The 23,170-nt window shown below is 57.3% G+C and carries 19 protein-coding genes; 11 read left to right on the top strand and 8 right to left on the bottom strand.

Annotation, left to right across the window (positions count from 1 at the left end; genetic code table 11):
- The first annotated feature begins 22 nt into the window (after window positions 1-22).
- The 5 genes from GQF03_RS11135 to GQF03_RS11115 all read left to right on the top strand — a co-directional run bounded on the left by GQF03_RS11135 (window position 23) and on the right by GQF03_RS11115 (window position 6,757).
- On the top strand, window positions 23-1,231 hold the full coding sequence (locus tag GQF03_RS11135) for an acetyl-CoA C-acetyltransferase (RefSeq protein WP_161339342.1): 1,209 nt from the start codon (window positions 23-25) through the stop codon (window positions 1,229-1,231).
- A gap of 14 nt (window positions 1,232-1,245) precedes the next feature.
- Window positions 1,246-3,393 (top strand): 3-hydroxyacyl-CoA dehydrogenase NAD-binding domain-containing protein, encoded by a 2,148-nt coding sequence (locus GQF03_RS11130; protein WP_161339341.1) that lies wholly within the window; start codon window positions 1,246-1,248, stop codon window positions 3,391-3,393.
- A 142-nt stretch (window positions 3,394-3,535) separates the two neighbouring features.
- Window positions 3,536-4,033, top strand: coding sequence for a MarR family winged helix-turn-helix transcriptional regulator (locus GQF03_RS11125; protein WP_161339340.1), 498 nt, complete (start codon window positions 3,536-3,538; stop codon window positions 4,031-4,033).
- The gene (locus tag GQF03_RS11120; RefSeq protein WP_161339339.1) at window positions 4,014-5,225 is read left to right on the top strand and encodes an HlyD family secretion protein; all 1,212 of its coding nucleotides are present in this window, start codon (window positions 4,014-4,016) and stop codon (window positions 5,223-5,225) included. The genes GQF03_RS11125 and GQF03_RS11120 overlap by 20 nt, the downstream gene beginning before the upstream one ends.
- Window positions 5,222-6,757 carry a DHA2 family efflux MFS transporter permease subunit gene (locus GQF03_RS11115; RefSeq protein WP_162858465.1) on the top strand — a complete coding sequence of 512 codons (1,536 nt, stop codon included), beginning with the start codon at window positions 5,222-5,224 and terminating at the stop codon, window positions 6,755-6,757. Before GQF03_RS11120 ends, GQF03_RS11115 begins: the two co-directional genes overlap by 4 nt.
- Here GQF03_RS11115 and GQF03_RS11110 read toward each other — a convergent pair.
- Entirely contained in the window at window positions 6,663-7,109 is a 447-nt protein-coding gene (locus tag GQF03_RS11110) for an MFS transporter (RefSeq protein WP_161339338.1), read from the bottom strand. The two genes, GQF03_RS11115 and GQF03_RS11110, sit on opposite strands and share 95 nt — an antisense overlap.
- A 172-nt stretch (window positions 7,110-7,281) precedes the next feature.
- Here GQF03_RS11110 and GQF03_RS11105 point away from each other — a divergent pair, with 172 nt between their 5' ends.
- The 4 genes from GQF03_RS11105 to GQF03_RS11090 all read left to right on the top strand — a co-directional run bounded on the left by GQF03_RS11105 (window position 7,282) and on the right by GQF03_RS11090 (window position 12,086).
- Entirely contained in the window at window positions 7,282-8,433 is a 1,152-nt protein-coding gene (locus GQF03_RS11105; protein ID WP_161339337.1) for an acyl-CoA dehydrogenase family protein, read from the top strand.
- Window positions 8,430-9,485: an acyl-CoA dehydrogenase family protein gene (locus tag GQF03_RS11100; protein ID WP_161339336.1), complete on the top strand. Its 1,056-nt coding sequence runs from the start codon at window positions 8,430-8,432 to the stop codon at window positions 9,483-9,485. The genes GQF03_RS11105 and GQF03_RS11100 overlap by 4 nt, the downstream gene beginning before the upstream one ends.
- A gap of 61 nt (window positions 9,486-9,546) precedes the next feature.
- Window positions 9,547-11,232: an N-acyl-D-amino-acid deacylase family protein gene (locus tag GQF03_RS11095; RefSeq protein ID WP_161339335.1), complete on the top strand. Its 1,686-nt coding sequence runs from the start codon at window positions 9,547-9,549 to the stop codon at window positions 11,230-11,232.
- 290 nt (window positions 11,233-11,522) lie between these two features.
- Window positions 11,523-12,086 carry a class I SAM-dependent methyltransferase gene (locus tag GQF03_RS11090; RefSeq protein ID WP_161339334.1) on the top strand — a complete coding sequence of 188 codons (564 nt, stop codon included), beginning with the start codon at window positions 11,523-11,525 and terminating at the stop codon, window positions 12,084-12,086.
- A 49-nt stretch (window positions 12,087-12,135) separates the two neighbouring features.
- On the opposite strand, the gene GQF03_RS11085 is transcribed toward GQF03_RS11090, so the two are convergent.
- Window positions 12,136-13,452, bottom strand: coding sequence for a TetR-type transcription factor C-terminal domain-containing protein (locus GQF03_RS11085; protein ID WP_161339333.1), 1,317 nt, complete (start codon window positions 13,450-13,452; stop codon window positions 12,136-12,138).
- Between the two features lie 127 nt (window positions 13,453-13,579).
- Here GQF03_RS11085 and GQF03_RS11080 point away from each other — a divergent pair, with 127 nt between their 5' ends.
- Window positions 13,580-14,341 carry a glucose 1-dehydrogenase gene (locus tag GQF03_RS11080; protein WP_161339332.1) on the top strand — a complete coding sequence of 254 codons (762 nt, stop codon included), beginning with the start codon at window positions 13,580-13,582 and terminating at the stop codon, window positions 14,339-14,341.
- Window positions 14,342-14,350: 9 nt separating this feature from the next.
- Here GQF03_RS11080 and GQF03_RS11075 read toward each other — a convergent pair whose 3' ends face one another.
- Window positions 14,351-15,160 carry an enoyl-CoA hydratase/isomerase family protein gene (locus GQF03_RS11075; RefSeq protein WP_161339331.1) on the bottom strand — a complete coding sequence of 270 codons (810 nt, stop codon included), beginning with the start codon at window positions 15,158-15,160 and terminating at the stop codon, window positions 14,351-14,353.
- Complete coding sequence (locus GQF03_RS11070; protein ID WP_161339330.1) at window positions 15,157-15,891, bottom strand: transglutaminase-like domain-containing protein; 735 nt, start codon at window positions 15,889-15,891, stop codon at window positions 15,157-15,159. The genes GQF03_RS11075 and GQF03_RS11070 overlap by 4 nt, the downstream gene beginning before the upstream one ends.
- Before the next feature lie 214 nt (window positions 15,892-16,105).
- Here GQF03_RS11070 and GQF03_RS11065 point away from each other — a divergent pair, with 214 nt between their 5' ends.
- Window positions 16,106-17,773, top strand: a complete 1,668-nt coding sequence (locus GQF03_RS11065) for a flavin-containing monooxygenase (RefSeq protein WP_161339329.1) — start codon at window positions 16,106-16,108, stop codon at window positions 17,771-17,773.
- Window positions 17,774-17,779: 6 nt separating this feature from the next.
- Here GQF03_RS11065 and GQF03_RS11060 read toward each other — a convergent pair whose 3' ends face one another.
- The 4 genes from GQF03_RS11060 to GQF03_RS11045 form a co-directional block, all read right to left on the bottom strand.
- Window positions 17,780-18,757 (bottom strand): NADPH:quinone oxidoreductase family protein, encoded by a 978-nt coding sequence (locus GQF03_RS11060; protein ID WP_161339328.1) that lies wholly within the window; start codon window positions 18,755-18,757, stop codon window positions 17,780-17,782.
- 87 nt (window positions 18,758-18,844) lie between these two features.
- Window positions 18,845-19,879 carry a TAXI family TRAP transporter solute-binding subunit gene (locus GQF03_RS11055; RefSeq protein WP_161339327.1) on the bottom strand — a complete coding sequence of 345 codons (1,035 nt, stop codon included), beginning with the start codon at window positions 19,877-19,879 and terminating at the stop codon, window positions 18,845-18,847.
- A gap of 42 nt (window positions 19,880-19,921) precedes the next feature.
- Window positions 19,922-21,826, bottom strand: a complete 1,905-nt coding sequence (locus tag GQF03_RS11050; protein WP_161339326.1) for a TRAP transporter fused permease subunit — start codon at window positions 21,824-21,826, stop codon at window positions 19,922-19,924.
- Between the two features lie 16 nt (window positions 21,827-21,842).
- Window positions 21,843-23,087, bottom strand: coding sequence for an acyl-CoA dehydrogenase family protein (locus tag GQF03_RS11045; protein WP_161339325.1), 1,245 nt, complete (start codon window positions 23,085-23,087; stop codon window positions 21,843-21,845).
- Between the last annotated feature and the right edge of the window lie 83 nt (window positions 23,088-23,170).

Here is a 23,170-nt window from a genome sequence, read left to right as displayed (position 1 = left end):
ACCTCATCAGGAGATAATGGCAATGACAGAAGCAGCCTTCATTTATGACGCAATCCGCACGCCCCGATCGAAGGGCAAGGCGGACGGCTCGCTCAACGAAGTGAAACCCATCCAACTCGTAACGACATTGCTGAACGAAATGCAGCGGCGGCATGACCTCGACACCTCCCGCGTCGATGACGTCATGCTCGGATGCGTTGCGCCGGTCAAGGAACAAGGTTCGGTGCTCCCGAAGGTGGCCCTGCAGGTCGCCGGCTGGGACGAAAGTGTGCCGGGCGCGCAGCTCAACCGTTTCTGCGCCTCCGGCCTCGATACCTTCAATACCGCCGCAGCAAAAGTCGCAAGTGGCTGGGAAGACCTCGTCTGCGCCGGCGGCTACGAAAGCATGAGCCGTGTACCGATGGGAAGCGACGGCGGCCCTTTCGCGGAAGATCCTGAAACGGTGCTTGCGACCGGTTTCGTGCCGCAGGGCATCGGCGCCGATCTGATCGCAACGATCGAGGGATGGAGCCGCGATGACGTCGACGAATTCGCCGTTCGCAGCCAGAAGCTTGCCGCGAAGGCGCGGGACAGCGGATGGTTCGACCGGTCCGTCGTCCCGGTTCGCGACGAAAACGGCCTGATCATTCTGGAAAAAGATGATTTCATCAAACCGGATACCGATATGCAGACTCTCGGCAGCCTGAAGCCGAGTTTCGCGGGTCCGGGCGCAATGGGCTATGACGAGGTGGCGCTCGTCCGCTACCCCCATGTCGAGCGGATCAACCATGTCCATACGCCCGGCAATTCCTCGGGCATCGTGGACGGGGCGTCGCTCGTGATGGTCGGCAATGAAAAGATTGGCAAGGAACTTGGCCTGACACCTCGCGGACGGGTTCGCGCCATCGCACTGACCGCGACCGATCCCACGATCATGCTGACGGGCCCCGGTCCTGCGTCGAAGAAGGCGCTGGAAAAGGCGGGCCTGACCATTGACGATATCGACCTTGTCGAAATCAACGAGGCCTTTGCCTCCGTCGCCCTCCGCCTGCAGCGCGATCTCAACGTGCCGGACGAGAAGCTCAATGTGGTCGGCGGCGCAATCGCCATGGGCCATCCGCTCGGCGCAACCGGCGGCTGTCTCGTCTCAACGATGCTGGACGAGCTTGAACGGCGCAAATTGAAGCGGGCGCTTCTGTGCATGTGTGTCGGCGGTGGCATGGGGATCGCCTCCATCATTGAACGCGTATAAGGGAGGCCGCTGACATGTCAGGATTTATTTTTGAAAAAGACGCTGACGGCATCGTCACTGTGACCATGGATATGCCGGGCCAATCGGCAAATACCATGAGCGACGCCTATGACGGCTTCATGAGCGAGACGATTTCCCGCCTCGAAACGGAAGAAGGTCTCACAGGCGTCATCTTCGCCTCTGCCAAGAATACGTTTTTTGCCGGCGCCGATCTCAACTCCATCCTCAGCACCGGCACGAGCACGGAAGATTTCTTCAATTATATTGAGACTTCCAAGGGGTATTTCCGGCGCATCGAGAAACTGCCGGTACCGGTCGTCGCCGCCATCAACGGCGCGGCGCTCGGCGGCGGATATGAGCTTTGCCTCGCCTGTAATCATCGCATTGTCGTTGACAACCCCAAGGCCATCGTCGGGCTTCCCGAGGTGACGCTTGGACTGTTGCCAGGCGCCGGTGGCGTTGTCCGCCTGACCGCGCTGCTCGGCCTTGAAAAGGCGCTGCCGCGCCTCCTTGAAGGCAAGCCGGCCAAGCCCGCCGATGCGCTGAAGGAAGGCATGGTCGATGAAATCGTCGCGACGGAAGAGGACCTTGTTCCGGCCGCGAAGGCCTGGATCAAGGCCAATCCCGGCAATGCAGCGCAGCCATGGGACCAGAAAGGGTTCAAATATCCGGGAGGGCACGCGGACGCACCGAACATCCGCATGACGGCGACGGTGGCCCCGACACTGCTCTTCAAGCGGACGCGAGGACTGATGCCAGCGCCCGAGAAAATTGTCGATATCGCCGTGAATTCAATGCGCATGGGATTTGAAAGTGCGCTTCGGCAGGAAAGCCGGGGTCTCTGCGCCCTCGTCGCAACGCCCGAGGCCAAGGCGGCGATCTCCACCTTTTTCTTTGGCCTCAACGGTATCAAGAACGGCAAGCTGCGCCCGGCCGGCGACCGCTGGGCAGCGAAAAGCTCCGCTGTTCTCGGCGCCGGAATGATGGGCGCCGGGATTGCCTGGGCCCATGCCTCGCGCGGGCTGCCGGTCTACCTCAAAGATACCGATATGGCGAAGACGGAAAAGGGCAAGGCCTATTCCGAGGGTCTCGTCGAGAAACGGATTAAACGCGGCCAGATGAAAGAAGCGGCCGGCAAGGAATTGCTGGATCGCATAACGCCGACGGACAATGACGCCGATTTCGAGGGTGCCGATATCATTATCGAGGCGGTTTTCGAAGATATCGAGCTTAAAGAAAAAGTCATCCCCGAAACCTTCAAGCAACTCGGGCCGGACGGAATTTACGGCTCCAATACCTCAACCTTGCCGATTTCCCTGCTGGCACAATCCTGCCCGGATCCGGCGCGTTTCATTGGCATACATTTCTTCTCCCCTGTCGACAAGATGCAACTCGTGGAGCTGATCGTCGGCGAAAAGACCAGCGAAGAAACCGTCCGCAAGGCCTATGACTATGTCATGCAGATCGGCAAGATCCCGATCATCGTCAACGATAGCCGCGGCTTCTTCACGTCCCGCGTCTTCGGCACCTTCACCGACGAAGGGGCGAGCCTGATTGTCGATGGTGTCGATCCGGTCCTGATCGAGCGGGCGGCCTGGAAAGTCGGCATGCCCGTCGGACCTCTCGCGGTTGCGGATGAAGTGAGCCTTGTGCTGCAGAAAAAGGTGCATGATACGCATAAGGTTCTCGACAAGAGGCTCGGCCTTGAAAACGGCTTCCCGAGCCGGAATGATGCCACGATCGCCGTCAACCACAAGATGGTCGAAATGCAGCGCGGTGGCCGACAGTATGGTGGCGGCTTCTATGATTATAACCCGGATGGCAGCAAATCCATCTGGCGCGGCGTCGAGCAGTTCATGAAGGGCAATAGCGAAATCCCGATGCGGGATGTCGAGGACCGGATCATATACCGCCAGGTGATCGAGACAATTCGCTGTTACGATGAGGGTGTATTGCGAAACGAGGTGGAGGCAAATGTCGGCTCCATTTTCGGCATCGGTTTCCCGGCGCATACCGGCGGCGCGCTCCAGTTTGTTCATGGCGTTGGAATAGATGCCTTCGCCAAACGGGCGGCGGAGCTTGCCGATGCATATGGCGAGCGTTTCAATATTTCCCGGGGCGCCCTCGACAAACTACGGGCAAGCGAGAAAAAAGCCGCCTAAGCTGGCGACGACCATCCCGGACCGGGGAATACAGGAAGGACGCGCGTTGAAAAAAATTCTGCGCGCGTTTTTTTGTGATTAAGGCTATTGAAATTTCATATACTATGCTTACTATATGTATACCTTAGTATAAGGAACTCATATGCAAAACCCCGAGAAGAGCATCGGCTTTCTGATTAATGATGTGACGCGGCTGATGCGGCGGAACCTTAACCGGCGAGCGCAGGATCTGGGCCTTCCACAGGCGCAATGGCGAGCCCTCGCCTTTCTGTCGCGGAAGCAAGGGGTGAAGCAGATTACCCTCGCCGATTCACTGGAGGTGCAGCCGATTACCCTCGCCCGGATGATCGACCGCCTGGAGGAGGCAGGTCTTGTCACCCGGCGGCCCGATCCGGACGACCGGCGCGCGGTGCGGTTATACCTGACGGCGGAAGCGCAGCCCCTGCTCGACCAAATGTGGGAACGCGCAGCCAAGACGCAGGACGACGCCATGGCCGATCTTTCGGTGACTGAGAGAGAAAATCTCATCAAGTCGCTGCAACGGATAAAGCAAAGCCTGCTGATAACGGAAGGCTGCCGGGTGGATGCGGATGATGATCTTGAAGAAAAAGGGCTTGCAAATGCCGCGAAGAGCAGCTGATCCATCGCAAAGTCCTGCGGTGCCGGACGAAAGCAAGCCCGATACACCTGCGATCGTGAACCTGGGCGCAGAGGACAGCAAAGCGCCCCCGCGTTCAAAACGCTGGATCCGGAACGCGCTGCTGCTGCTCGGCCCGCTTCTGGTCATTATCGTCGGCGGCGCCATCTATATCACCGGCGGCCGCTATGTCGAGACGGACAACGCCTATGTCAAGGCGGATAAAGTAATGATCGCGGCGGAAGTTTCAGGCCTTATTTCCTCCGTCCCCGTGCATGAGAACCAGCCGGTTGCCGCCGGAGATGTGCTCTTCACCATCGATGACAGGCCCTACCGGATCGCCATTGCCGAAGCCGAAGCCGGCCTTGCCGGCGCGCGCGATGAAATCGCCAGCCTGAAAGCCACCTACCGCCAGAAACGCGAGGAGCTAACCCTCGCCCGCACCAATATCGGCTATGCCAAAAAGGAATATGAACGCCAGGCAAAACTGATCGCGAGCAGCGCGTTGTCCCGCAGCAAGCTGGATGCGACGCGTCATGACCTTGATGTCGCGGAGCAACAGGTCCGCGTCATAAAGCAGGAAATGTCGGAAATCACCGCGCAGCTTGGCGGCAATCCGGATATCCCCGTTGAAGAGCACGCGCTGTATCAGGCCGCCATGGCGGCAAAAGACCGGGCGGCGCTCAACCTCGAGCGCACAGTCGTCCGCGCGCCGTTTGCCGGCATCGCCAGCAATACGCCCGACGTCGGCCAGCAGGTTATTGGCAACGGCGCCTTCAGCAGCCCGGTGATGAGCCTGATTGCTGACAAGGACTTCTGGGTTGAGGCCAATTTCAAGGAAACCGACCTCACCCATGTCAAGCCCGGCCAGACAGCGACGATCCATGTCGACACCTATCCGGATCGCGAATGGCAAGGCACCGTCCTGAGCCTAAGTCAGGCGACCGGCGCCGAATTTTCCGTGATCCCCCCGCAAAACGCGACCGGGAACTGGGTCAAGGTCGTCCAGCGCATTCCCTTGCGGATCAAGGTAATCGCGAACAAGGATGATCCGCCGCTCCGGGCCGGGATGAGCGCGACCATAGAGGTCGACACGGGCCACCAACGCGCAATGCCCGAATTCGTGCGCACGGCGCTGACGTGGTTTGATGGCGTATCGGCGGCCACCGCCGACGAGACGGCCAGCCGGAAATGACCGCCCAGGCGACCGGGAGCACCCCTCTTGAGCGCGGCCTGATCACCGGTTCCATCATGCTGGCGACGATCATGCAGGCGCTCGATACGACGATCGCCAATGTGGCGCTGCCCCATATGCAAGGCACCATGTCGGCGACCCAGGACCAGATTTCCTGGGTGCTCACCTCCTATATCGTGGCCGCCGCGATCATGACACCGCCGACCGGCGTGCTGGCCGCGCGCATCGGACGCAAGCGCCTGTTCGCGATCATGGTCACCGGCTTCACCATCACCTCAATGCTCTGCGGCGCGGCGACGTCGCTCACCGAACTTGTTTTCTACAGATTGCTTCAGGGTGTCTTCGGTGCGGGGCTGGTGCCGCTCTCGCAGGCCGTCCTTCTCGATACCTACCCGACGGAGAAGCATGGCTCCGCCATGGCCATGTGGGGCATGGGCGTCATGGTTGGCCCGATCCTCGGCCCGACCCTCGGCGGCTATCTCACTGAATATTACAACTGGCGCTGGGTTTTCTATATCAACCTGCCCTTCGGCATTCTGGCACTCCTCGGCATCCTCGCGTTCGTCCCCGAAACAGTACGCGACAAGGCGCGCAATTTCGATTTTTTCGGCTTTGCGCTTCTCAGCCTTGCCATCGGCTCCTTGCAGATGATGCTCGACCGTGGCCAGTCCCAGGACTGGTTTTCGTCCAATGAAATCCTCATCGAGGCGGTCGTTGCCGGCCTTTGCCTCTATATGTTTCTCGTCCATATGTATACGGCGAAAATGCCCTTCATCGAGCCCGGCCTGTTCAAGGACAGGAATTTCGCCGTCGGCCTCATCCTGATCTTCCTGGTCGGCGTCATCCTGCTCGCGACCATGGCGCTGCTGCCGCCGTTTATGCAGAACCTCATGGGCTTCCCGGTGCTGACGACCGGTTATGTGCTGGCGCCGCGGGGCATCGGGACGATGATGGCCATGGTGGTTGTCGGCCGCCTCATGGGCCGGGTGGATACCCGTCTCCTGATCCTGTTCGGTATCAGCCTGACCTCGTTTTCCCTTTGGGAAATGTCCGGTTTCACGACGGAAGTATCCATCTCGACCATTGTCTGGACCGGGATCACGCAAGGGATCGGTCTCGGCTTTATCTTCGTGCCGCTCAGCACCCTCTCCTTCTCGACGCTTGCCCCGCATTTTCGCAATGAGGGGACGGCCATGTTCAGCCTGATGCGCAATATCGGCAGCAGTATCGGCATCTCCATCGTCTTCACGATGCTGGCCCGGAATACGCAAGTGAACCATGCCAGTATGGCCGACAGGATGACTCCCTTCCGAGCCGCGATGCAATCGCCCTGGCTGCCGGACGCCTGGAACTGGCATCTACCAAGCGGACTTATCGCGCTGAATGAAGAAATAACCCGTCAGGCCGCAACCATCGCCTTCCTCAATGATTTCAGCCTCATGATGTGGGTGATGCTGGCCTCGGCGCCGCTTTTGCTCCTGCTTCGCACACCGCCGCGAAAAGCGAAAGCAGAACTGCCGATCCCGGAATAGACGCGCGGGACAAGCCGATGAAGACACGCATCAAGATGAAGATCAAGAGGGACGACGCGAATCCGGCGGCGATAGCGCCGATCGTAAATAACGACAGTCCGATAAAGAGCGCCCGCCGGTACCCGATCCGCCGGATAAAAGGGCCCGCAAGCAACATCAGCGAAATCGTCACAAGCATATAAGAAATCGAGACCCATGAAACCATGCTGGTCCCGGCATGAAAATGGACGGCGATCGTCGGCAAGGCGAGCGTCACGGCCGAATAATCAAGGCTGACAAGAAATGCGGAAATCCAGACCGCGCCGACCAGCCCGACATATTTCGCTTTGCTCTGGGAGGACTTTGCCGTCAAAAAATAACCCTCTCCCCCGTCAATTTTCCACGATCATCCGAACAGTATATTGACACGACAAGCGCCAATCAATTGACGTTATCGGCTTAACCCGTCATAAATTGAGGAACGACGTTACAATTCAGGTGACACATACAAATAATAACAAGTTACTTGAGGACACCGGATTACCATGCAGTATTTCAATTTTGATCCATACAGCCTGCCGCCGGAGGCGGAGGCCCTTCGGCAGGAAGTGCGCGATTTTCTACTAACGGAACTCGCCGACTATCCGGCAGTGTTGAGGTCCAGGTCCTGGGCAGGACTTGATCCCGACTTTTCCCGCAAGATGGGCGAAAAAGGCTGGATCGGCATGACCTGGCCGAAACAATACGGCGGCGGCGAACGGAGCTTTTTTGAGCGCTACGCCCTGCTGGAGGAAGTGCTGGCCTACGGCGCGCCGGTCGGCAGCCACTGGATCGCCGACCGCCAGAGCGGCCCCACGATCCTCCGCTTCGGAACCGAGGAGCAATGCCACCGCATCCTCCCCGGCATCATCAAGGGGGAATCTTTCTTCTGCATCGGGATGAGTGAGCCGGATAGCGGCTCCGACCTTGCCTCAATCCGCACCAAAGCGGAAAAGGTCGATGGCGGTTATCTCATCAACGGAACTAAAGTCTGGACAACCGGGGCCCATCACTGCGATTGGATGATCGCGCTGGTACGGACAAGCCCGCCCTCCGAAAACCGGCATGCCGGGATGAGCCAGTTCCTGATCAACCTGAAGCAGACCAAAGGCCTGACCATCGATCCGATCAAGAATCTTGCCGGTGAGAAACATTTCAACATGGTGGTTTTCGAAGATTTCTTCGTGCCTGAGGAAGACCGCATCGGCGCGGAAGGAGATGGCTGGCAGCAGGTAACGGCCGAGCTCGCGTTCGAGCGTTCCGGTCCTGAACGGTATATGTCGTCGATCCAGCTGCTGATCGAGCTGATCCGGGAAGCAAAAATGGACCCGAGCCGCCGCGCGCAGGAGCAGATCGGACGCCTGATTGCCCATCTTGCGACGTTGCGACGAATGTCCATTTCGGTTGCGGGCAAGCTGGAAAGTCAATCGAACCCGGCGCTTGAAGCCTCCGTCGTCAAGGATCTCGGCGCCATCTACGAGCAGGATATGCCGGAGATCGCCCATCGGTATGGCCGCGGCGAGGCAAGCCTTACCGCCGCCAGCGATTTCGAACAGGTTCGCGCCTACATCACACAGGCGGCCGTATCCTTTTCGCTGCGGGGCGGAACACGGGAAATATTGCGGGGAATTATTGCACGGGGGCTCGGCCTGCGATGAACGAACTTCGACAAATCATGGCCGATACGGTGGAAAAGCTGTTTTCCGATCAGGTAACGAAAGACATGAAGGAAGCAGCGGAAACTTCCGTCTTTCCTGAAAAATTGTGGAAGGCGATTGCCGAGAACGGTCTTTTGCATGTCCTGGTGCCGGAAAATATGGGTGGCGTGGGGGGCCAGTTCGCGGATGCAGAAGTTATTGCCCGCGCCGTTGGTCGTCATGCAGTACCGCTTCCCGTTGTCGAAAATATACTCGCGAATTACCTTCTCGCGCAGGCCGGGATCGAGCCTCCTGAAGGCATTACAGTGCTTGCGCCCGTCCGCATCGACGAAAAACTGACGCTTGATAAAGACTGTGTCACAGGAACGGCGACGCGCGTTCCCTGGGGCCGCAAGGCGGATCATGTCGTTGTCGTGACGGATCAGGGCATCGCGCTGGTCCGGGGTGGAACCTATTCAATCACGGAAAACCAGAGCATCGCGGCGGAACCGCGGGATACCCTCCAATTCGACAACTCGGCCGTGGTTGCCGCCGGAGAAGACCCAGCGGGTCTGACGTCTTTCGCCGTCCTTGCGCTTGGCGCAATGATGCGGTCGTCGCAAATGGCGGGGGCGATTGAATGGATATTGGAGGCAAGCGTGCAATATGCCAATGACCGTGTCCAGTTCGGCCGTCCGCTCGGCAAGTTCCAGGCCATCCAACAGAACATGGCGGAGATGGCCGGCCTTGCCGCCGCCTCCGGCGCCGCCGCGCTTGGCGCCTTCCAGGCGGCAGATCTTGCGGCTTCCGGCGAGATAGACGGCACGTTCGAAGCCGCTGCTGCCAAAACCCGGATTAGTGAAGCGGCCGGCGTCGTCGCATCCCACGCCCATCAGATTCATGGCGCCATCGGCTTCACCTATGAGCATGATCTGCATTTCCGAACCCGACGGCTTTGGTCCTGGCGGGATGAATTCGGCTCCGACAGCTACTGGGCCGACTGGATCGGCGGCCTCGTCCTCGAACAGGAGGCCGACAATCTCTGGCCCTGGATGACGACACGGCCGACTTGAAAAAATATTAGCGGCGCAAGAGGCGACGAACCGTCCGGCCGCGACTAGGGAGTATCACGCAATGACACTGGATCTCAAAATTACCGGCGGCATGATTATCGACGGCACCGGCGCCCCTGCCTTTAAGGGTGATATCGGCATTAAGGATGGACGGATCGTTGCCATCGGTGAGATTGACAGCGAGGCAACGCGCGAAATAAGCGCGGACGGCTTTTATGTCGCGCCGGGCTTTGTCGACATCCATACCCATTACGATGCGCAGGTTATCTGGGACCGGATGCTGTCCATCTCTCCCTGGCACGGGGTGACCACGGCGGTCATCGGCAATTGCGGTTTCGGCGTTGCGCCAACCCGGCCGGAGCACCGGACCGGAATAATGCGCACCCTCGAAAAAGTGGAAGGCATGTCCTTTGACGCACTTTCAGACGGTCTCGGTGATGACTGGCCGTTCGAAAGCTTCGCCGAATATATGGACGCGATCGAAGCAAAGGGGAGCGCCATCAATCTGGCGGTTCTCGCCGGCCATACTCCGATCCGGACCTATGTCATGGGACCCGACGCCGTGGAGCGCATAGCCGAAGATGAAGAGGTCGCCAGCATGGCGACAATCGTTCGCGAGGCGATGGAGGCAGGCGCCATCGGATTCTCCACCTCTCAGGCCACGACCCATCATGGCTATGGCGGAAAGCCGGTTCCAAGCCGGCTTGCCGATTTGATTGAAATCGACAGGTTGGTTTCCGCCGCACGACTGGGCGGCGCAAAAATCGTGCAGGCAACCGTTGGCCCCACGCTGTTTCACGACCAGCTTTCACTCCTCTCGCAAAAGCATGATATTCCGGTTACCTGGACGGCGCTGCTCTCCGGCATGTCAGGGCCCGGTTCCCACAGGCGGCATCAGGAAATCACCCGGCGTCAGCGGGAGGAAGGAACCAGAATTTATCCACAGGTTGCCTGCCGCCCGATCAATTTCGATTTCGAGTTCAACGAGCCCTTCCCCTTCGAGATGCGCCCCCTGTTTAAACAGGTGATGCAAGCGGATCGCGACGGCCGCAAGGCGCTGTATCGCGATCCGGCCTTCCGTGACGCGTTCCGCGAGGATACGGCAAGTGGCGCGCGGAATGCGGTGGCGGGCTGGATCGAGCGTTGTGTGGTTTCCATGGCGCCGGACCATCCAGAATGGGAAGAGCGACCGCTTCGCGACGTCGCGGAAAGTCAGGGCAAAGATCCCGTCGATTTCGCGCTTGATCTGTCTCTTGAGACCGATTTCGTCGCTCGTTTCCGCTTCCCCATCCTGAATTACGACGAGGAAGAAGTTGCGGAACTGCTGCAGGATGACAATATGATTCTCGGCCTCTCCGATGCGGGAGCGCATGCGAGCCAGCTTTGCGATGCCTGTTATTCAACCCATCTTCTTGGCCATTGGGTGCGGGAGCGCGGAACGCTTCAACTTGAGCATGCCATCCACATGCTAACGCAAAAACCAGCGGAGTTGTTTGGCATCGAGGGGCGTGGCGTCATCGCCGAGGGCAAGATGGCGGATATGGTGATTTTCGATCCCGGGAAGATTGCCGCGGGAGGTTTGGAACGGGTCCATGATCTGCCCGCGGGCGCCGACCGACTTGTTGCACCGGCACGCGGTATTCATAAGGTAATCGTCAATGGCGAGTTGCTGATCGACGACAATCAGGCTGTTCCAGACATCGCGGCACTGCCAGGCAAGCTCCTACGCAACGGCGTGGCCGCCTGATCAAGCAGGTAATACGGCCCAGGTTGCCAACAGGTCCGCCATCGACATTGATGACGGAGCCGGTAGCTATGGACCCGTTCCCGCAGGCCGCATATCCATGCCCATAGCCCTTTTTTCTTTCGCGTTTCGCCATGAAAATTTCATGATTTCCGGTAAAATGAAATAAACAACTGTATCATGTTGCGCCGAAGCTCTTCCGTCAGCCGGAACTTTATGATCTAATCCCAATAGGACCTGATCGGACGTAACCAACTAAGAAACCCTGCCTGCTGCGAGGCCCCGAATTTCGTATGTATCAATCCTTTGTTTTGGCTCTGTTGCGCAACCCCCGCCAGATCGGCGCTCTCGCCCCGAGCGGTCAACCGTTGGCGCGCGCCATGGCGAGGGCCGTTGATCTGGCCGGCAAGCGAATATTAGAAATCGGTCCGGGCACGGGTGCCATAACCGAAGCATTATTGGCGAGCGGCGCGTCGCGCAAGCACCTTTGCTTGCTTGAGCGGGACAACAGGCTTGCCAAATATCTCGCCGTAAAATTCCCGGACATCCGGGTTATAACGGGCGATGCGCGGGCCGTTTCCGGCTTGATCGAGGTGAACAGCGAAGGCGCGATCGATATCGTTTTTTCGAGCCTGCCGCTTCTCAACATGAATACCGCCGACAGGATCAGCATACTCGAGCAGATCGTTGCACTTCTGGACGAGCGCGGAACGCTGATACAATATACCTATTCCGCCCGGGCGCCGTTTTCGGATGAAATGACGAGCCGCTTTGGCCTTAAAGGCGAACGGGCGACAACTGTCTTTCGGAATCTGCCTCCTGCAAGCGTCTGGAAATACAGTCGGACGATAAACTGATCATTTTTGTCCCCCGCCGATAAGGCGCGAAACAGGCAGAAGAAACGAATTACCTGTCCTCGCGGCGTCCGTCTAACCCGTCCATGAACAATATCAGGATCAAATTGATCAGATCTTCCAGCGATTTAGATTCGTACATCGAGTTGAATTCGGGATTAAACCAGTTTGTGGTCCAATTTAGGGCGCCTAGCATCAGCTGACGCGCCGGAACGATATCCAGATCTGTATGTATCTTACCGGTTGCTTGCCCTTGTTTCAGAATACGGCTCCAGATCCCGACATATTGCTGCCGGATCGGCCGGTGCCGCTGTCGAACCTCTTGCGGTAACTGACCGTAAATCCGGATATTCATGGTGACAAAGTCATTGCGGGCATAAAGATACAGCATATGCGCCCGGACACCCGCCGCTATGCGCTCGATTGTCTCCGGGTAGTCGGTTTCGTTTTCGAGCACTTCGGTGACGCCAGAGGTAATTTCCCTGAGCCCCCCTGTGAGCACTTCGTCAATAATTTCGTCCTTCGAGGCGAAATGATAATAAATACTTCCCGCTTCTATGCCCGCAACTTCGGCGATATGCCGCAACGTTATTCCTTCATATCCCTTTTCGCGAAGGACTCGTGAGGCCGAAATCAGAATATGCAGTCTGGTTTGCGCGGCTTTCGATTTGCCCGCCAGTTCGGCGGACATCGGCTCTACATGAACGCCGGAGGCGATCTGTCCCTTCCACCTGTGCGTCGGGATCAGCATGCCATCGAGCATCAACGACGTTGCCTTTTCCGCATATTCCCGGACCGAGAATTGCTCCGTATTGAACCATTCGACTGACCAGTTAAGCGCGCCAAAGATGACCCGCCTCAACGTTCTGATATCCATATCGGATCGAAGATCACCATTGTCCCGGGCTTTGGTCAGAAAATCGAACCAGATTTTTCCATATTCATCGAAGCCCCGGCGATGGCGCGCCCTGATCGGTGGCGGCAGCATGGAAAAATTGCGCATATTCGCCGCGGTGAAATCGTCGGCTTGGAGGATATAGTTCAGATGCTCATAGACCATGGCACCGAAAGTCTCGCGAAAGCTGCCTCCGCTGGCTTCGCTGCCAGCCCGCGCATTTCCAACGGCCTTGATCACCGACCGGCAGCCGATATCAAGGACATCGTCAAGCAATTCTTCTTTTGAAGAAAAATAGTAGTAAAGGCTGCCCGCCTCGATACCGGCGGCGGCGGCTATTTCCTTGAGTTTTGTTGCGGAATAGCCTTTGCTGCGAAAGCTCCGCGCGGCGGCGGCGAGGATCATGTCCCGTGTCTGCGCGGACTTGTGGCGCCCTCTTTTCCCGCCAGTCTCCCTGTCGTGCTTCGCGCTCAAAGAACAGTTCCCATTTATTTCCAGATCGCTGGACAGTCCATCGGACAGTGCGATAACGTTAAATCGGAGCGGAGTTAAACGCAAATAAGAACGCAAATCAATCATCGGTTTAACCAGGGAGATTTTAATGCGGGGACTGGCAGGAAAGCGCGTTATTATAACGGGCGGCGCAAGTGGTATTGGGCGCAGCATCGCCCGTCGTTTCGCAGAAGAAGAATCGGACGTCATTATCTTTGACGCAAATGGCCCCGGCGCCGAGGAAACCGTCGCCATGATCGAAGCCGCCGGCGGAAACGCGTCGGCATTTGCGGTTGATATTACGGACAGAGCCCAGATAGACGCGGCAGTAAGGGCCGCGGAAGACAGCGGTCCCATCGATTTTCTGGTGAATAACGCCGGCTGGGACCGGATGGAAACATTTCTCGAAACGGATGTGGATCTGTGGAAAAAAGTGATTGATATCAATCTCTACGGCCCGCTTCATATGCATCACGCTGTGCTTCCCGGAATGGTCAAAAACGGCGGCGGCCGGGTCATCAACATCAGCTCCGATGCCGGCCGCGTCGGTTCTTCCGGCGAAGCGGTCTATTCGGCCTGCAAGGGCGGGATCATATCTTTTAGCAAAACTGTCGCACGGGAGCTGGCCCGCGCCGGAATTCAAGTAAATGTCGTCTGCCCCGGCCCGACGGACACGCCCCTTTTTGCGGCCGTCGCGGTCGGCGACAAGGGAGCGAAAATCGCGGAAGGGTTAAAGCGGGCCATCCCGATGCGCCGTCTTGCTGAGCCCTCGGATTTTCCGGGGATTGTCTGCTTTCTGGCCTCTGACGACGCCGGTTTCATCACCGGCCAGACAATTTCCGTATCAGGCGGTCTCACCATGCATGGTTAGGCGACCCGTTCAAAGCGGGCAATCCTTGCGGAACTCGGGCGGGCGTTTCTCGCGATGGGAGGCAACCCCCTCCTTCACATCCTCGCCCATGAAGCCAAGCATTTCGAGGGCCGTCGACGTGTCAAAAATCGGTCCCGCCTGACGAAGCCAGTTATTCAGGGAATATTTGGTCCAGCGGATAGAGCTTTGTGATCCGCTGGCGAGATCCGTCGCGATCTGCAGGGCCGTTTCCTGCAGGACATCATCCTCGACGCACATGGAGACAAGTCCGATACGATCAGCTTCCTCTCCGCTTACCGCCTTGCAGGTGAGAAGATAGTATTTCGCCTTCGCCATGCCGCAGAGGAGCGGCCATATGATCGCCGCGACGTCGCCGGCCGCCACACCAAGGCGCGGATGACCATCAACGATTTTTGCCGCCTTGCCGGCGATCGATACATCCGCAAGGATACCGACAACCAGTCCCGCCCCCGCCGCCGGGCCGTTGATCGCAGAAATGATCGGCTTGTTGCAGTTGATAATATTGTAGACGAGATCCTTTGCCTCTTTCCAGGTGCGCATCACCGCATCGAAATTACCGGTCATATCCTCGATCATTCCGAAGTCGCCACCGGCGGAAAAAGCCTTGCCGGTTCCCGTCACGATGACCGCGTTGACGTCGGGGTCCCGATCGATGTCCCGCCAGACGTCGGTGATCTGGGTATGCGTCTCGGCATCGACCGAATTGAAGGTTTCCGGCCGGTTGAATGTCAGGCGAAGGACGCGCGGCGCTGGATAGTCAAACTTCAGCTTCGTATACGCGGCGTAGCGATCGGTCATGCGGATATCTCCCCTTTTTTTTCCTTCCGGCTCTCATCGGCTGTAAAGGTGTCTTTGATGTCTCGTGCCTCTCCCCTGTCGATATGGGTGACCATATTCGGATAGGCTTCGCGAAAATCCTTGAGGAATTGATCGATCGGAACATCCCTGAAAAGCCCGCGATCATTCACATACTCCATATGCCGTTGGTCGTTCTGATTGTATTCGTGAAAGAGGGCATCTGACGTTCCGTTGAAAACAAGGGGCTTTACGCCGAACCGCTCGCACAGCTCAATATTGAAGGCCGGCGTAATCTTGTAGCTTTCATTGCCGAGCCAGAGCTGTACGTACCCATGATAGATAAACAGATCGGTGCCCATAAGTTCGGTAAGCTTTGCCGTGTTGAGATGGTTGCGCACGTCGGCAAAGCCGAGCGCCGCCGGAATTCCCGCCGCGCGCAGACAGGCGGTCAGCAGGATCGCCTTAGGCACACAATATCCTGCGTCAGCCTTCGCAATCGTGCTCGCGCGATAGGCGTCAGGATCCAGCGAAATCTTATAGGGATCGTAGCGTAATCCGTCCCGCACGGCCTCGAACAATCGAATGGCTTTGTCGCTGGCCGATGCGTCAGCCGGCAATCCTTTCAAGGCGGCGGCGACAAAATCCCGAACGGCGGGGGCGTCGCTGTCGACATATTCCGCGGGAGCGAGATATTCTTCCGCGTCGGGTTGAAAGTCATTTTGGCGCGCCATCTTTATTGATCCTTTTTTTGGCGACAGAACGACAGCATTCGGGGTTCTACTGCGTCTTCCTGATTACTGTCTTGCTTTGCCCCTGTCAATCTGCACGCGTTCGGCCCCATGAAAAGTACCTTGTGACACGGCCCGTAATGATCTTTAATATAAAGAACTGCTCATCTTTGATTTGCGAACCGGCAATAAAAATAAACAAGACCAGGAGCAAAACATGACCCAACGGCATGAAACGGATTATGAGGTAATTGTCATTGGCGCCGGCGTTGCCGGGATATACCAGATCAAGCGCCTCCTCGACAAAGGTATTCGTGCGACGGTGCTGGAGGCCAGCGATAATCTGGGCGGCACCTGGTATAATAACCGCTATCCCGGCGCCAGATTCGACTCCGAAAGCTATACATATGGCTACTCCTTCTCGCCCGAAGTTCTCGATGAATGGCACTGGAAAGAACGGTTTTCGAGCCAGCCGGAGAATCTCCGCTACCTTAATTTCGTCGCCGACAAATTCGGCCTGCGCGATAATATGCAATTCAATTGCAAGGTGGAGGCAGCCTATTTTGAGGAGAATGAGAATATCTGGCGGCTAAAGACCGGCGACGGGCGGGAACTAACCTGCCGTTTCGTGATCATGGCCGTTGGCCTTCTCTCTCAGCCAACGCTACCGAAACTGGAAGGTATCAACGATTTCAAGGGGCCGTCTTTCCATACCTATTACTGGCCGCATGATGGGATCGATCTCAAGGGCAAGAAGGTCGGAATTATCGGAACCGGCGCGACGGCCATCCAGATTATACCGGTCGTCGCCGAGGACGCGGGAGACCTCTTCGTCTTTCAACGCCGCCCGAACTGGAGCGCGCCGCTTAACAACAGCGAAATCTCGAAAGAGGAAATGGCGGATATCCGCTCCCGATACGATAAAATCTTCGATATCTGCAGCAAGACGCCCGGCGGTTTCGTGCATCGACCGGACCGCCGCTCCTTCTATGATGTGACGAAGGAAGAGCGGATCGCCCTATGGGATCGCCTTTATGACGAACCCGGCTTCGGCATATGGCTCAGCAATTTCCGCGAAATCTTCATGGATGAGGCGGCGAATGCCGAATTTTCCGAATATATCGCGAACCGCATCCGCCAGCGGGTGAAGGACCAGGTGGTCGCCAACAAGCTCATTCCGAAAGATCACGGCTTCGGCGTGCAGCGCGTACCGTTGGAGACCGGCTATTTCGAAGCCTATAATCGCGACAACGTTCATCTGGTCGACCTCGCCGAAACGCCGCTTGAACGCGTCACGGAAACGGGTTTGAGAACAACGGCGCAAGACTATGACCTCGACGTGATCGTCTATTCTACAGGCTTCGATGCGATGACCGGCGCGTATGATCATATCGACATCCGCGGCGTCGGCGGCACGAAACTCAAGGATAAATGGGAGGATGGCCCGGAAACATTCTTAGGTATGCTTGTTCACGGCTTCCCGAACCTGCTGATGCCGAACGGCCCGCAAAGCGGCTCCGCTTCCACCAATTATCCCCGTGGTATCGAAAGCGGTGTCAATTGGTGCATGGACCTACTCGAATATATCTGGAGCCATGGCTACCAACGCGCGGAAGCAACGGCCGAGGCGGAGGCGGACTGGACCCATGAAGTCGCCGAGATGTACAAGATCATGCTGATGCGCAAGGCCAAATCCTGGTTTACCGGCTACAACTCCAACGTCAAGGGACATGAGGCCGGGCGCATCCGCTATTTCGTCTATAACGGCGGAACACCGAAATACAACGCCCGGATTTCCGCGATCGCCGGCAACGATTATGAGGGGATCCGCTTCGCGGGGGATCCGGCGTCACAACCGCAAGAGCCTGAAAAATCGCTGGCTTAAGCCGCCTCAGGTGAGTTTGACGACGGCTTTGCCGATCATCTGCCGGTTCTCGATCCGGAGCATGGCCCCCGGAACGGCTTCCAGACCTTCGAGGGGGGCAGTCGGGACGTTGAGCGCGCCGTCACGGATCGCTTGCAGCACGACATCGGCAGCCTCGGCCAGGCGAGCGGGCTTGCGCCAGCGATAATAGCCGAGCACAACACCGAGTACGGATCGGTTCTTGACCAACAATCGGTTGGCGGCGAAATTCGGAATACCCCCACCGGCAAAGCCGATGACGAGGTAGCGTCCGTCCCAATCGAGGCAATGGGCGGCCTGCTCGGCAAAGGATCCGCCGACCGGATCAAGGACAATATCGACATCCCGTCCCTCATTTGCCGCTTTCACCTGCTCGCGAAGGTCGGGACCGTAGATGATTGCCGCGTCGGCGCCGGCGGCGAGACAGGCGGCCGCTTTCGCATCATCGCTGACGGCGGCAATGACTCTCGCGCTGTGAAATTTTGCAAGCTGGACAGCCGACAGTCCGACCCCGCCCGCGGCGCCGCCGATCAGAACGGTATCACCGGGCGCGACCCGCCCCTTTTCAACAAGCGCAATTTCCGAGGTCAGCGCGACGGACAGGAGGGCTGCGGCCTGAACCGGATCGCACCCTTCCGGCAGGAGAAATGTTTCGTAGGCTTTAGCGCAAACATATTCGGCATGACCACCGTCATAGACCAGCGCCGCGACGGAATCGCCAATCTTTAATCCATCGACATCCGGCCCGAGGCCGGCAACGATCCCGCCCACCTCCATTCCGGTCGAAAAAGGCGGTTCATGCTTGTTCTGGTGCTTGTTGCGGCTCATCAGCGTATCGGCAAAGCAGATACCCGCGGCAACGACCTCGATCAGCACTTCGCCGGCTTCGGGCCTGGGCGTCTGTACGTCTTCCACATGAAGGGAGGGGGGGCCAGCGAAGTCCGTACAGATGAGGGCGCGCATCATTAATTTTCCACGTTAGTTAAATAAGTCCAAAAACATGAATTGCGCCGCCACGCATAAGCGCAAGCGGCGCAATTCCTGGGAGAAAGCTTATTTTGCTTCCGGCGGAATCAATTCATCCGGAACCTCAACACCCACTTCCTTGTAGTATTTATAAGCACCGATATGCAGCGGCATATTCATTTGCTGCAGCCCGGTTTCAGGGGTGATATTCTTCATCCAGGCAGCGGCCTGAGCGAGCTCTGCATTATGGGTGAAAATCCCTTTTGTGATCTTGTAGGCATCTTCTTCACTCATCCATTTGTTCGTGCCGAGACCAACCATTGTGTTCAGGACACGTACATCGGTTTCATTGACGAGATTTTCATATTGACCTTTTGGCAGAGTGACGAAGCCACGCCCCGGCAAGCTTGATGCGGCCTTCATCTCTTCGGAGTCGAGGGCTGAATCAGGAATTCCGAGAATCCGGATTTTGCCGATCGTCGCCAGCTGGGCGACCTGCGGGCTGGGAATGGAGGTCGGCACGAAATAGACGTCGACCTGCTTATCCTGGAATGCCTGCAGGGCAGAACTCCAATCCAAATTAATGGCGTCAAAATCTTTCTTCGGCTCATAGCCCGTCGAGCCCTTGATTATCTGTTCGACGACAGTCCGCGCCGCGCCGGACGGCGGGCCGGTAAAGATGCGCTTTCCTTTGATATCATCAAGGGTTTCGATACCGGAATCAGCCCAAACAATCCCATGGTAGGAACCGAGCGGATAGTTGAGGATACCGCGAAGCTCCGCGAAAAGCTCCTTTGAGTCGGCCATCTTGGCATACATCTTGGTGCCGGTTTTCATAAAGTGATTGATCGATACAGCAGTCACGAACAGATCAAGGTCTTTCTTGGCCGCGTCAACAGCCTGCCGGGTTGCCGGGGCGCCGGTTGAAAGCTGAATCTTGTAGCCATATTCCTTTTTCAGGATCTCAATCGCTGCAATCGAGAAAGTTGTCGACGGAGACGCCGAGCCAAGAGACGCCATCTTGAACGACTCGGCTGCGCCAACTGTTTGCGTCACAGCCAGCGTTGCCGCCAATCCGACGACGGCCGCCCCCATTGATTTAAGTAAACTTCTTCTTCTCATTGGTTTCTCCCTTTTTCTTTTCTAGTTTTACAATTACGTCTTCTAACCTGGTAATTTGCGGCGGGACCGGATGGTGCCGAAAGTGATCAGTGACAGGCCGATCACCAGGAAGGCAATCTGCAAAGTCGGTATCTGGATCAACAGGCCCGCGCCTGCAAGTCCGCGCAACAACCTCTCCGGTTTCCCGAGTAGCTGCCTCTCATACCCTATCAGGGCTGTATTAATGAGCCAGATTGCGAGAGACAGACATATTGTTACCCGCAAAAAACTGACAGGGTCGAACGTCCCGACCAACAGCAACGACGGCTCATAAACGAAAATAAACGGAATGATAAATCCGACCAGTGCGAGTCGCACAGCAATCGCCGCTGTCGTAAATGGATGAGCATTGGCAATCGGTGCGGCCGCAAAGGCGCCGATGGCAACCGGCGGCGTAATCGCCGAGAGAACGCCGAAATAGAAGACGAACATATGCGTTGCCAAGAGTTCCGCCCCCAGCCTCTGCATGACCGGACCGAGCACGAGAATAATAATCAGGTAGGCGGGTAACGTGGGCATGCCCATGCCGAGAACCAGTGCGGCCAGCGCCGTCGTCATCAGCGCGGCGAGCAACGAGAATTCGCTAAATTCCGCGACCACGGAGGCGAAGGAAATGCCAAGCCCGGTCAGGTTCAATACGCCGAGAATGACGCCAATACAACCCACTGCCACAATAATCCAGGCGCAGGACCGGCCCGCTTTTTTCAGCGTCTCCCAGATAACCGCCGGATTCTCCCGATTGCGCTTGTTGAAGGCGCCGAGAATCACGGCCGCGACAATCGCCCAGAATCCCGCAAGCGCAGGCGAACGTCCCATCACCAGCACGAAAACGATTGTCGCGATGGGAATGATAAACATCAGACAGGCGATCAGGTCCTTGCGGTTAAGCGGAGGCCGCTCTGATTCCGGAACCGGCTCGATCCCGTCCGCGCCCGCCTGAATGGAGATGGAGGCAAAAAGCGATCCATAATAAAAGAGTGCCGGAATCAGGGCTGCGATACAGATCGTCGTATAGGCCTCCCCCGTCAGATCGGCCATCAGAAATGCCGCCGCGCCCATCACGGGCGGAACGATCTGGCCGCCGGTTGACGCCGCCGCTTCGACGCCGCCCGCCATGGCCGGCGAAAATCCGCGGCGCTTGATCATCGGAATTGTGAAGGAACCGGTACCGACCACATTGGCGGTGACACTTCCCGACATGCTGCCGAAAACGGCGCTGGCGACAACGGCGGAATGGGCAGGCCCCCCGCGTGTCTTACCGGTAAGCGCAACGGAGGCGCGGATCAGCGCATCACTTGCGCCGGTACTTTCCAGAATGACACCAAAAACGACAAAAATCAGCACGACCTGCAGCACAACCCCCATTGGCAGGCCGAAAACTCCCTGGAAACTGTACCAGATTGTCTGCATGGAACGATTAAGCGTGAAGCCGGAATGGTGGAGGAACCCCGGAAGATACTGTCCGTAGAGACAATAGAGAATACCGAGGGCGGCAATGATCACGATGGGCAGGCCAAACAGTCGGCGCGTTGCCTCCAGCAGGACAATCACCGCCGCAAAGGCAATCGCGATATCCTTCGGGTCATACTCAAATATGGTTTCTTCAATGAGGATCTGGATCTCGATGAATTTGAGCGTTCCGTAGACAAAGATGGCGATCAGGATCAGGTCAATTGTCCAGAGAAGCCACAGAGGCGCCTTGCTTAAAACCGGATGGCGGGATCCGGTCGCTCTGTCCGCCAGTGAATTGCCGAGCAGGGCAATGATAACCGCGCCGCAAAGTATCCAGGAACGTCCGTAGGTAATGTCCCAACCGCCGACGATTGCCACATAAATCGCCTGCAGCGCGAGCGCCACACCGATCAGCGAAACGGCCCAGGTCACCAATGATTTAAAATTGATATCCACCGATACGCTCCTATTCCTAAAACCCGCCGGGCGCGATGTAGGGACATTCTGCGATGCTCCATTCCGGGACCGGCTCGGTCTTGAATATCTGGCGGAGATGCACCTCGTCCGGACCGTCGCCGATGCGAAACCAGCGCGCATAGCTATGCGCATGGTGGATCAGCGTATCGTCGGTGCCGCCCATGGCGCCGAACAGCTGGATGGCGCGGTCTGTAACTTTTTGCAGCATTCGCGGTACAGAAACCTTGACCTGCGAAACGGCGCGCCAGGTGTTGTTGTGCGGGCTGGTATCAAGCAGCCAGGCGGCTTTTTGGATGAAGAGGCGGTTAAGGTCGATATCAATGCGCGCCTCGGCGATCCATTTCTGCACCGTGTCATATTCGACGACGGTACGGCCGAATGTCTTTCGCTCATGGGCCCGTGCGATCATCTGCGCCAGCACCATTTCCGCCATACCAATACAGCGCATCGAATGATGTATCCGGGCCGGACCAAGGCGCACCTGCGCCCCCTTGAACCCCTGCCCGCGCTCGCCCAGGAGGTTCGACTTCGGGACACGGACATTCTCCAGCCGGAATTCGCCGATCGGAGCGACGAAATCCTCCCAACCCATAAAGCGGAGCTCCCTCACGAGGGTAAGACCGGGGGTATCGATCGGGACAAGGACCATGCTGTGCTGCGCCGTGCGGCCGGCATCCGGATCGCTAACGCCCATGACAATAAGGAAGGAACAATCGGGATGGGCGCCACCGGTCGCGAACCATTTGCGGCCATTGAGAACAAGCTCATCCCCCTCTTCCCGTATTTCCGTCGCGATATTCGTCGCATCTGACGAGGCAACATCGGGCTCCGTCATCGCGAAGGAAGAACGGGTTTCGCCATTCAGCAGCGGATTGAGGTATTTTTCCTTCTGTTCCGGTGTCACAAGCGCCTGCAGCATCGCCATATTGGGCACTTCGGGCGCATGGCAATTAAACACCATTGAGCCCCAGGGCAGCCGACCGAGAATTTCGGCGATCGGCGCGAACTCGAGATTGGTGAGTCTTGTTCCCGGTTCGTCATCAGCAAGATTGGGAAGCCCGAGATTCCAGAGCCCCAGCTCCTTCGCCTTTTCCTGAATTTCCTTGATGAAAACAGGCGGTTTACGATCACGACAAACGGTCTGCACCCATTCGCGATGACGCGGTAAAACTTCTTTGTCAAAGAAATCCTCGGCGCACCGAAGGATTTCTTCGCTTTTCGGGCTTAAATTGAAATCCATAGTCCCTGTCGTTTAATTATTTTTTATGTTTGACTATTTTGTTTTATATATAGTAACAAATGATGTCAATAGCCGCAAAAATA

Origin of the sequence: Sneathiella chungangensis (assembly GCF_009882935.1) — a bacterium.
GTDB lineage: Bacteria > Pseudomonadota > Alphaproteobacteria > Sneathiellales > Sneathiellaceae > Sneathiella > Sneathiella chungangensis.
The sequence above is the reverse complement of the archived record's forward strand: the minus strand, read 5'-3'. Positions and strand labels throughout refer to the sequence as shown.

Coding starts and splice junctions, on each gene's coding strand:
- GQF03_RS11090 (WP_161339334.1), top strand. CDS start 11,523: ATGTATCAATCCTTTGTTTTGGCTCTGTTGCGCAACCCCCGCCAGATC.
- GQF03_RS11075 (WP_161339331.1), bottom strand. CDS start 15,160: ATGACCGATCGCTACGCCGCGTATACGAAGCTGAAGTTTGACTATCCA.
- GQF03_RS11125 (WP_161339340.1), top strand. CDS start 3,536: ATGCAAAACCCCGAGAAGAGCATCGGCTTTCTGATTAATGATGTGACG.
- GQF03_RS11115 (WP_162858465.1), top strand. CDS start 5,222: ATGACCGCCCAGGCGACCGGGAGCACCCCTCTTGAGCGCGGCCTGATC.
- GQF03_RS11130 (WP_161339341.1), top strand. CDS start 1,246: ATGTCAGGATTTATTTTTGAAAAAGACGCTGACGGCATCGTCACTGTG.
- GQF03_RS11095 (WP_161339335.1), top strand. CDS start 9,547: ATGACACTGGATCTCAAAATTACCGGCGGCATGATTATCGACGGCACC.
- GQF03_RS11070 (WP_161339330.1), bottom strand. CDS start 15,891: ATGGCGCGCCAAAATGACTTTCAACCCGACGCGGAAGAATATCTCGCT.
- GQF03_RS11135 (WP_161339342.1), top strand. CDS start 23: ATGACAGAAGCAGCCTTCATTTATGACGCAATCCGCACGCCCCGATCG.
- GQF03_RS11045 (WP_161339325.1), bottom strand. CDS start 23,087: ATGGATTTCAATTTAAGCCCGAAAAGCGAAGAAATCCTTCGGTGCGCC.
- GQF03_RS11105 (WP_161339337.1), top strand. CDS start 7,282: ATGCAGTATTTCAATTTTGATCCATACAGCCTGCCGCCGGAGGCGGAG.
- GQF03_RS11055 (WP_161339327.1), bottom strand. CDS start 19,879: ATGAGAAGAAGAAGTTTACTTAAATCAATGGGGGCGGCCGTCGTCGGA.
- GQF03_RS11100 (WP_161339336.1), top strand. CDS start 8,430: ATGAACGAACTTCGACAAATCATGGCCGATACGGTGGAAAAGCTGTTT.
- GQF03_RS11060 (WP_161339328.1), bottom strand. CDS start 18,757: ATGATGCGCGCCCTCATCTGTACGGACTTCGCTGGCCCCCCCTCCCTT.
- GQF03_RS11065 (WP_161339329.1), top strand. CDS start 16,106: ATGACCCAACGGCATGAAACGGATTATGAGGTAATTGTCATTGGCGCC.
- GQF03_RS11080 (WP_161339332.1), top strand. CDS start 13,580: ATGCGGGGACTGGCAGGAAAGCGCGTTATTATAACGGGCGGCGCAAGT.
- GQF03_RS11120 (WP_161339339.1), top strand. CDS start 4,014: ATGCCGCGAAGAGCAGCTGATCCATCGCAAAGTCCTGCGGTGCCGGAC.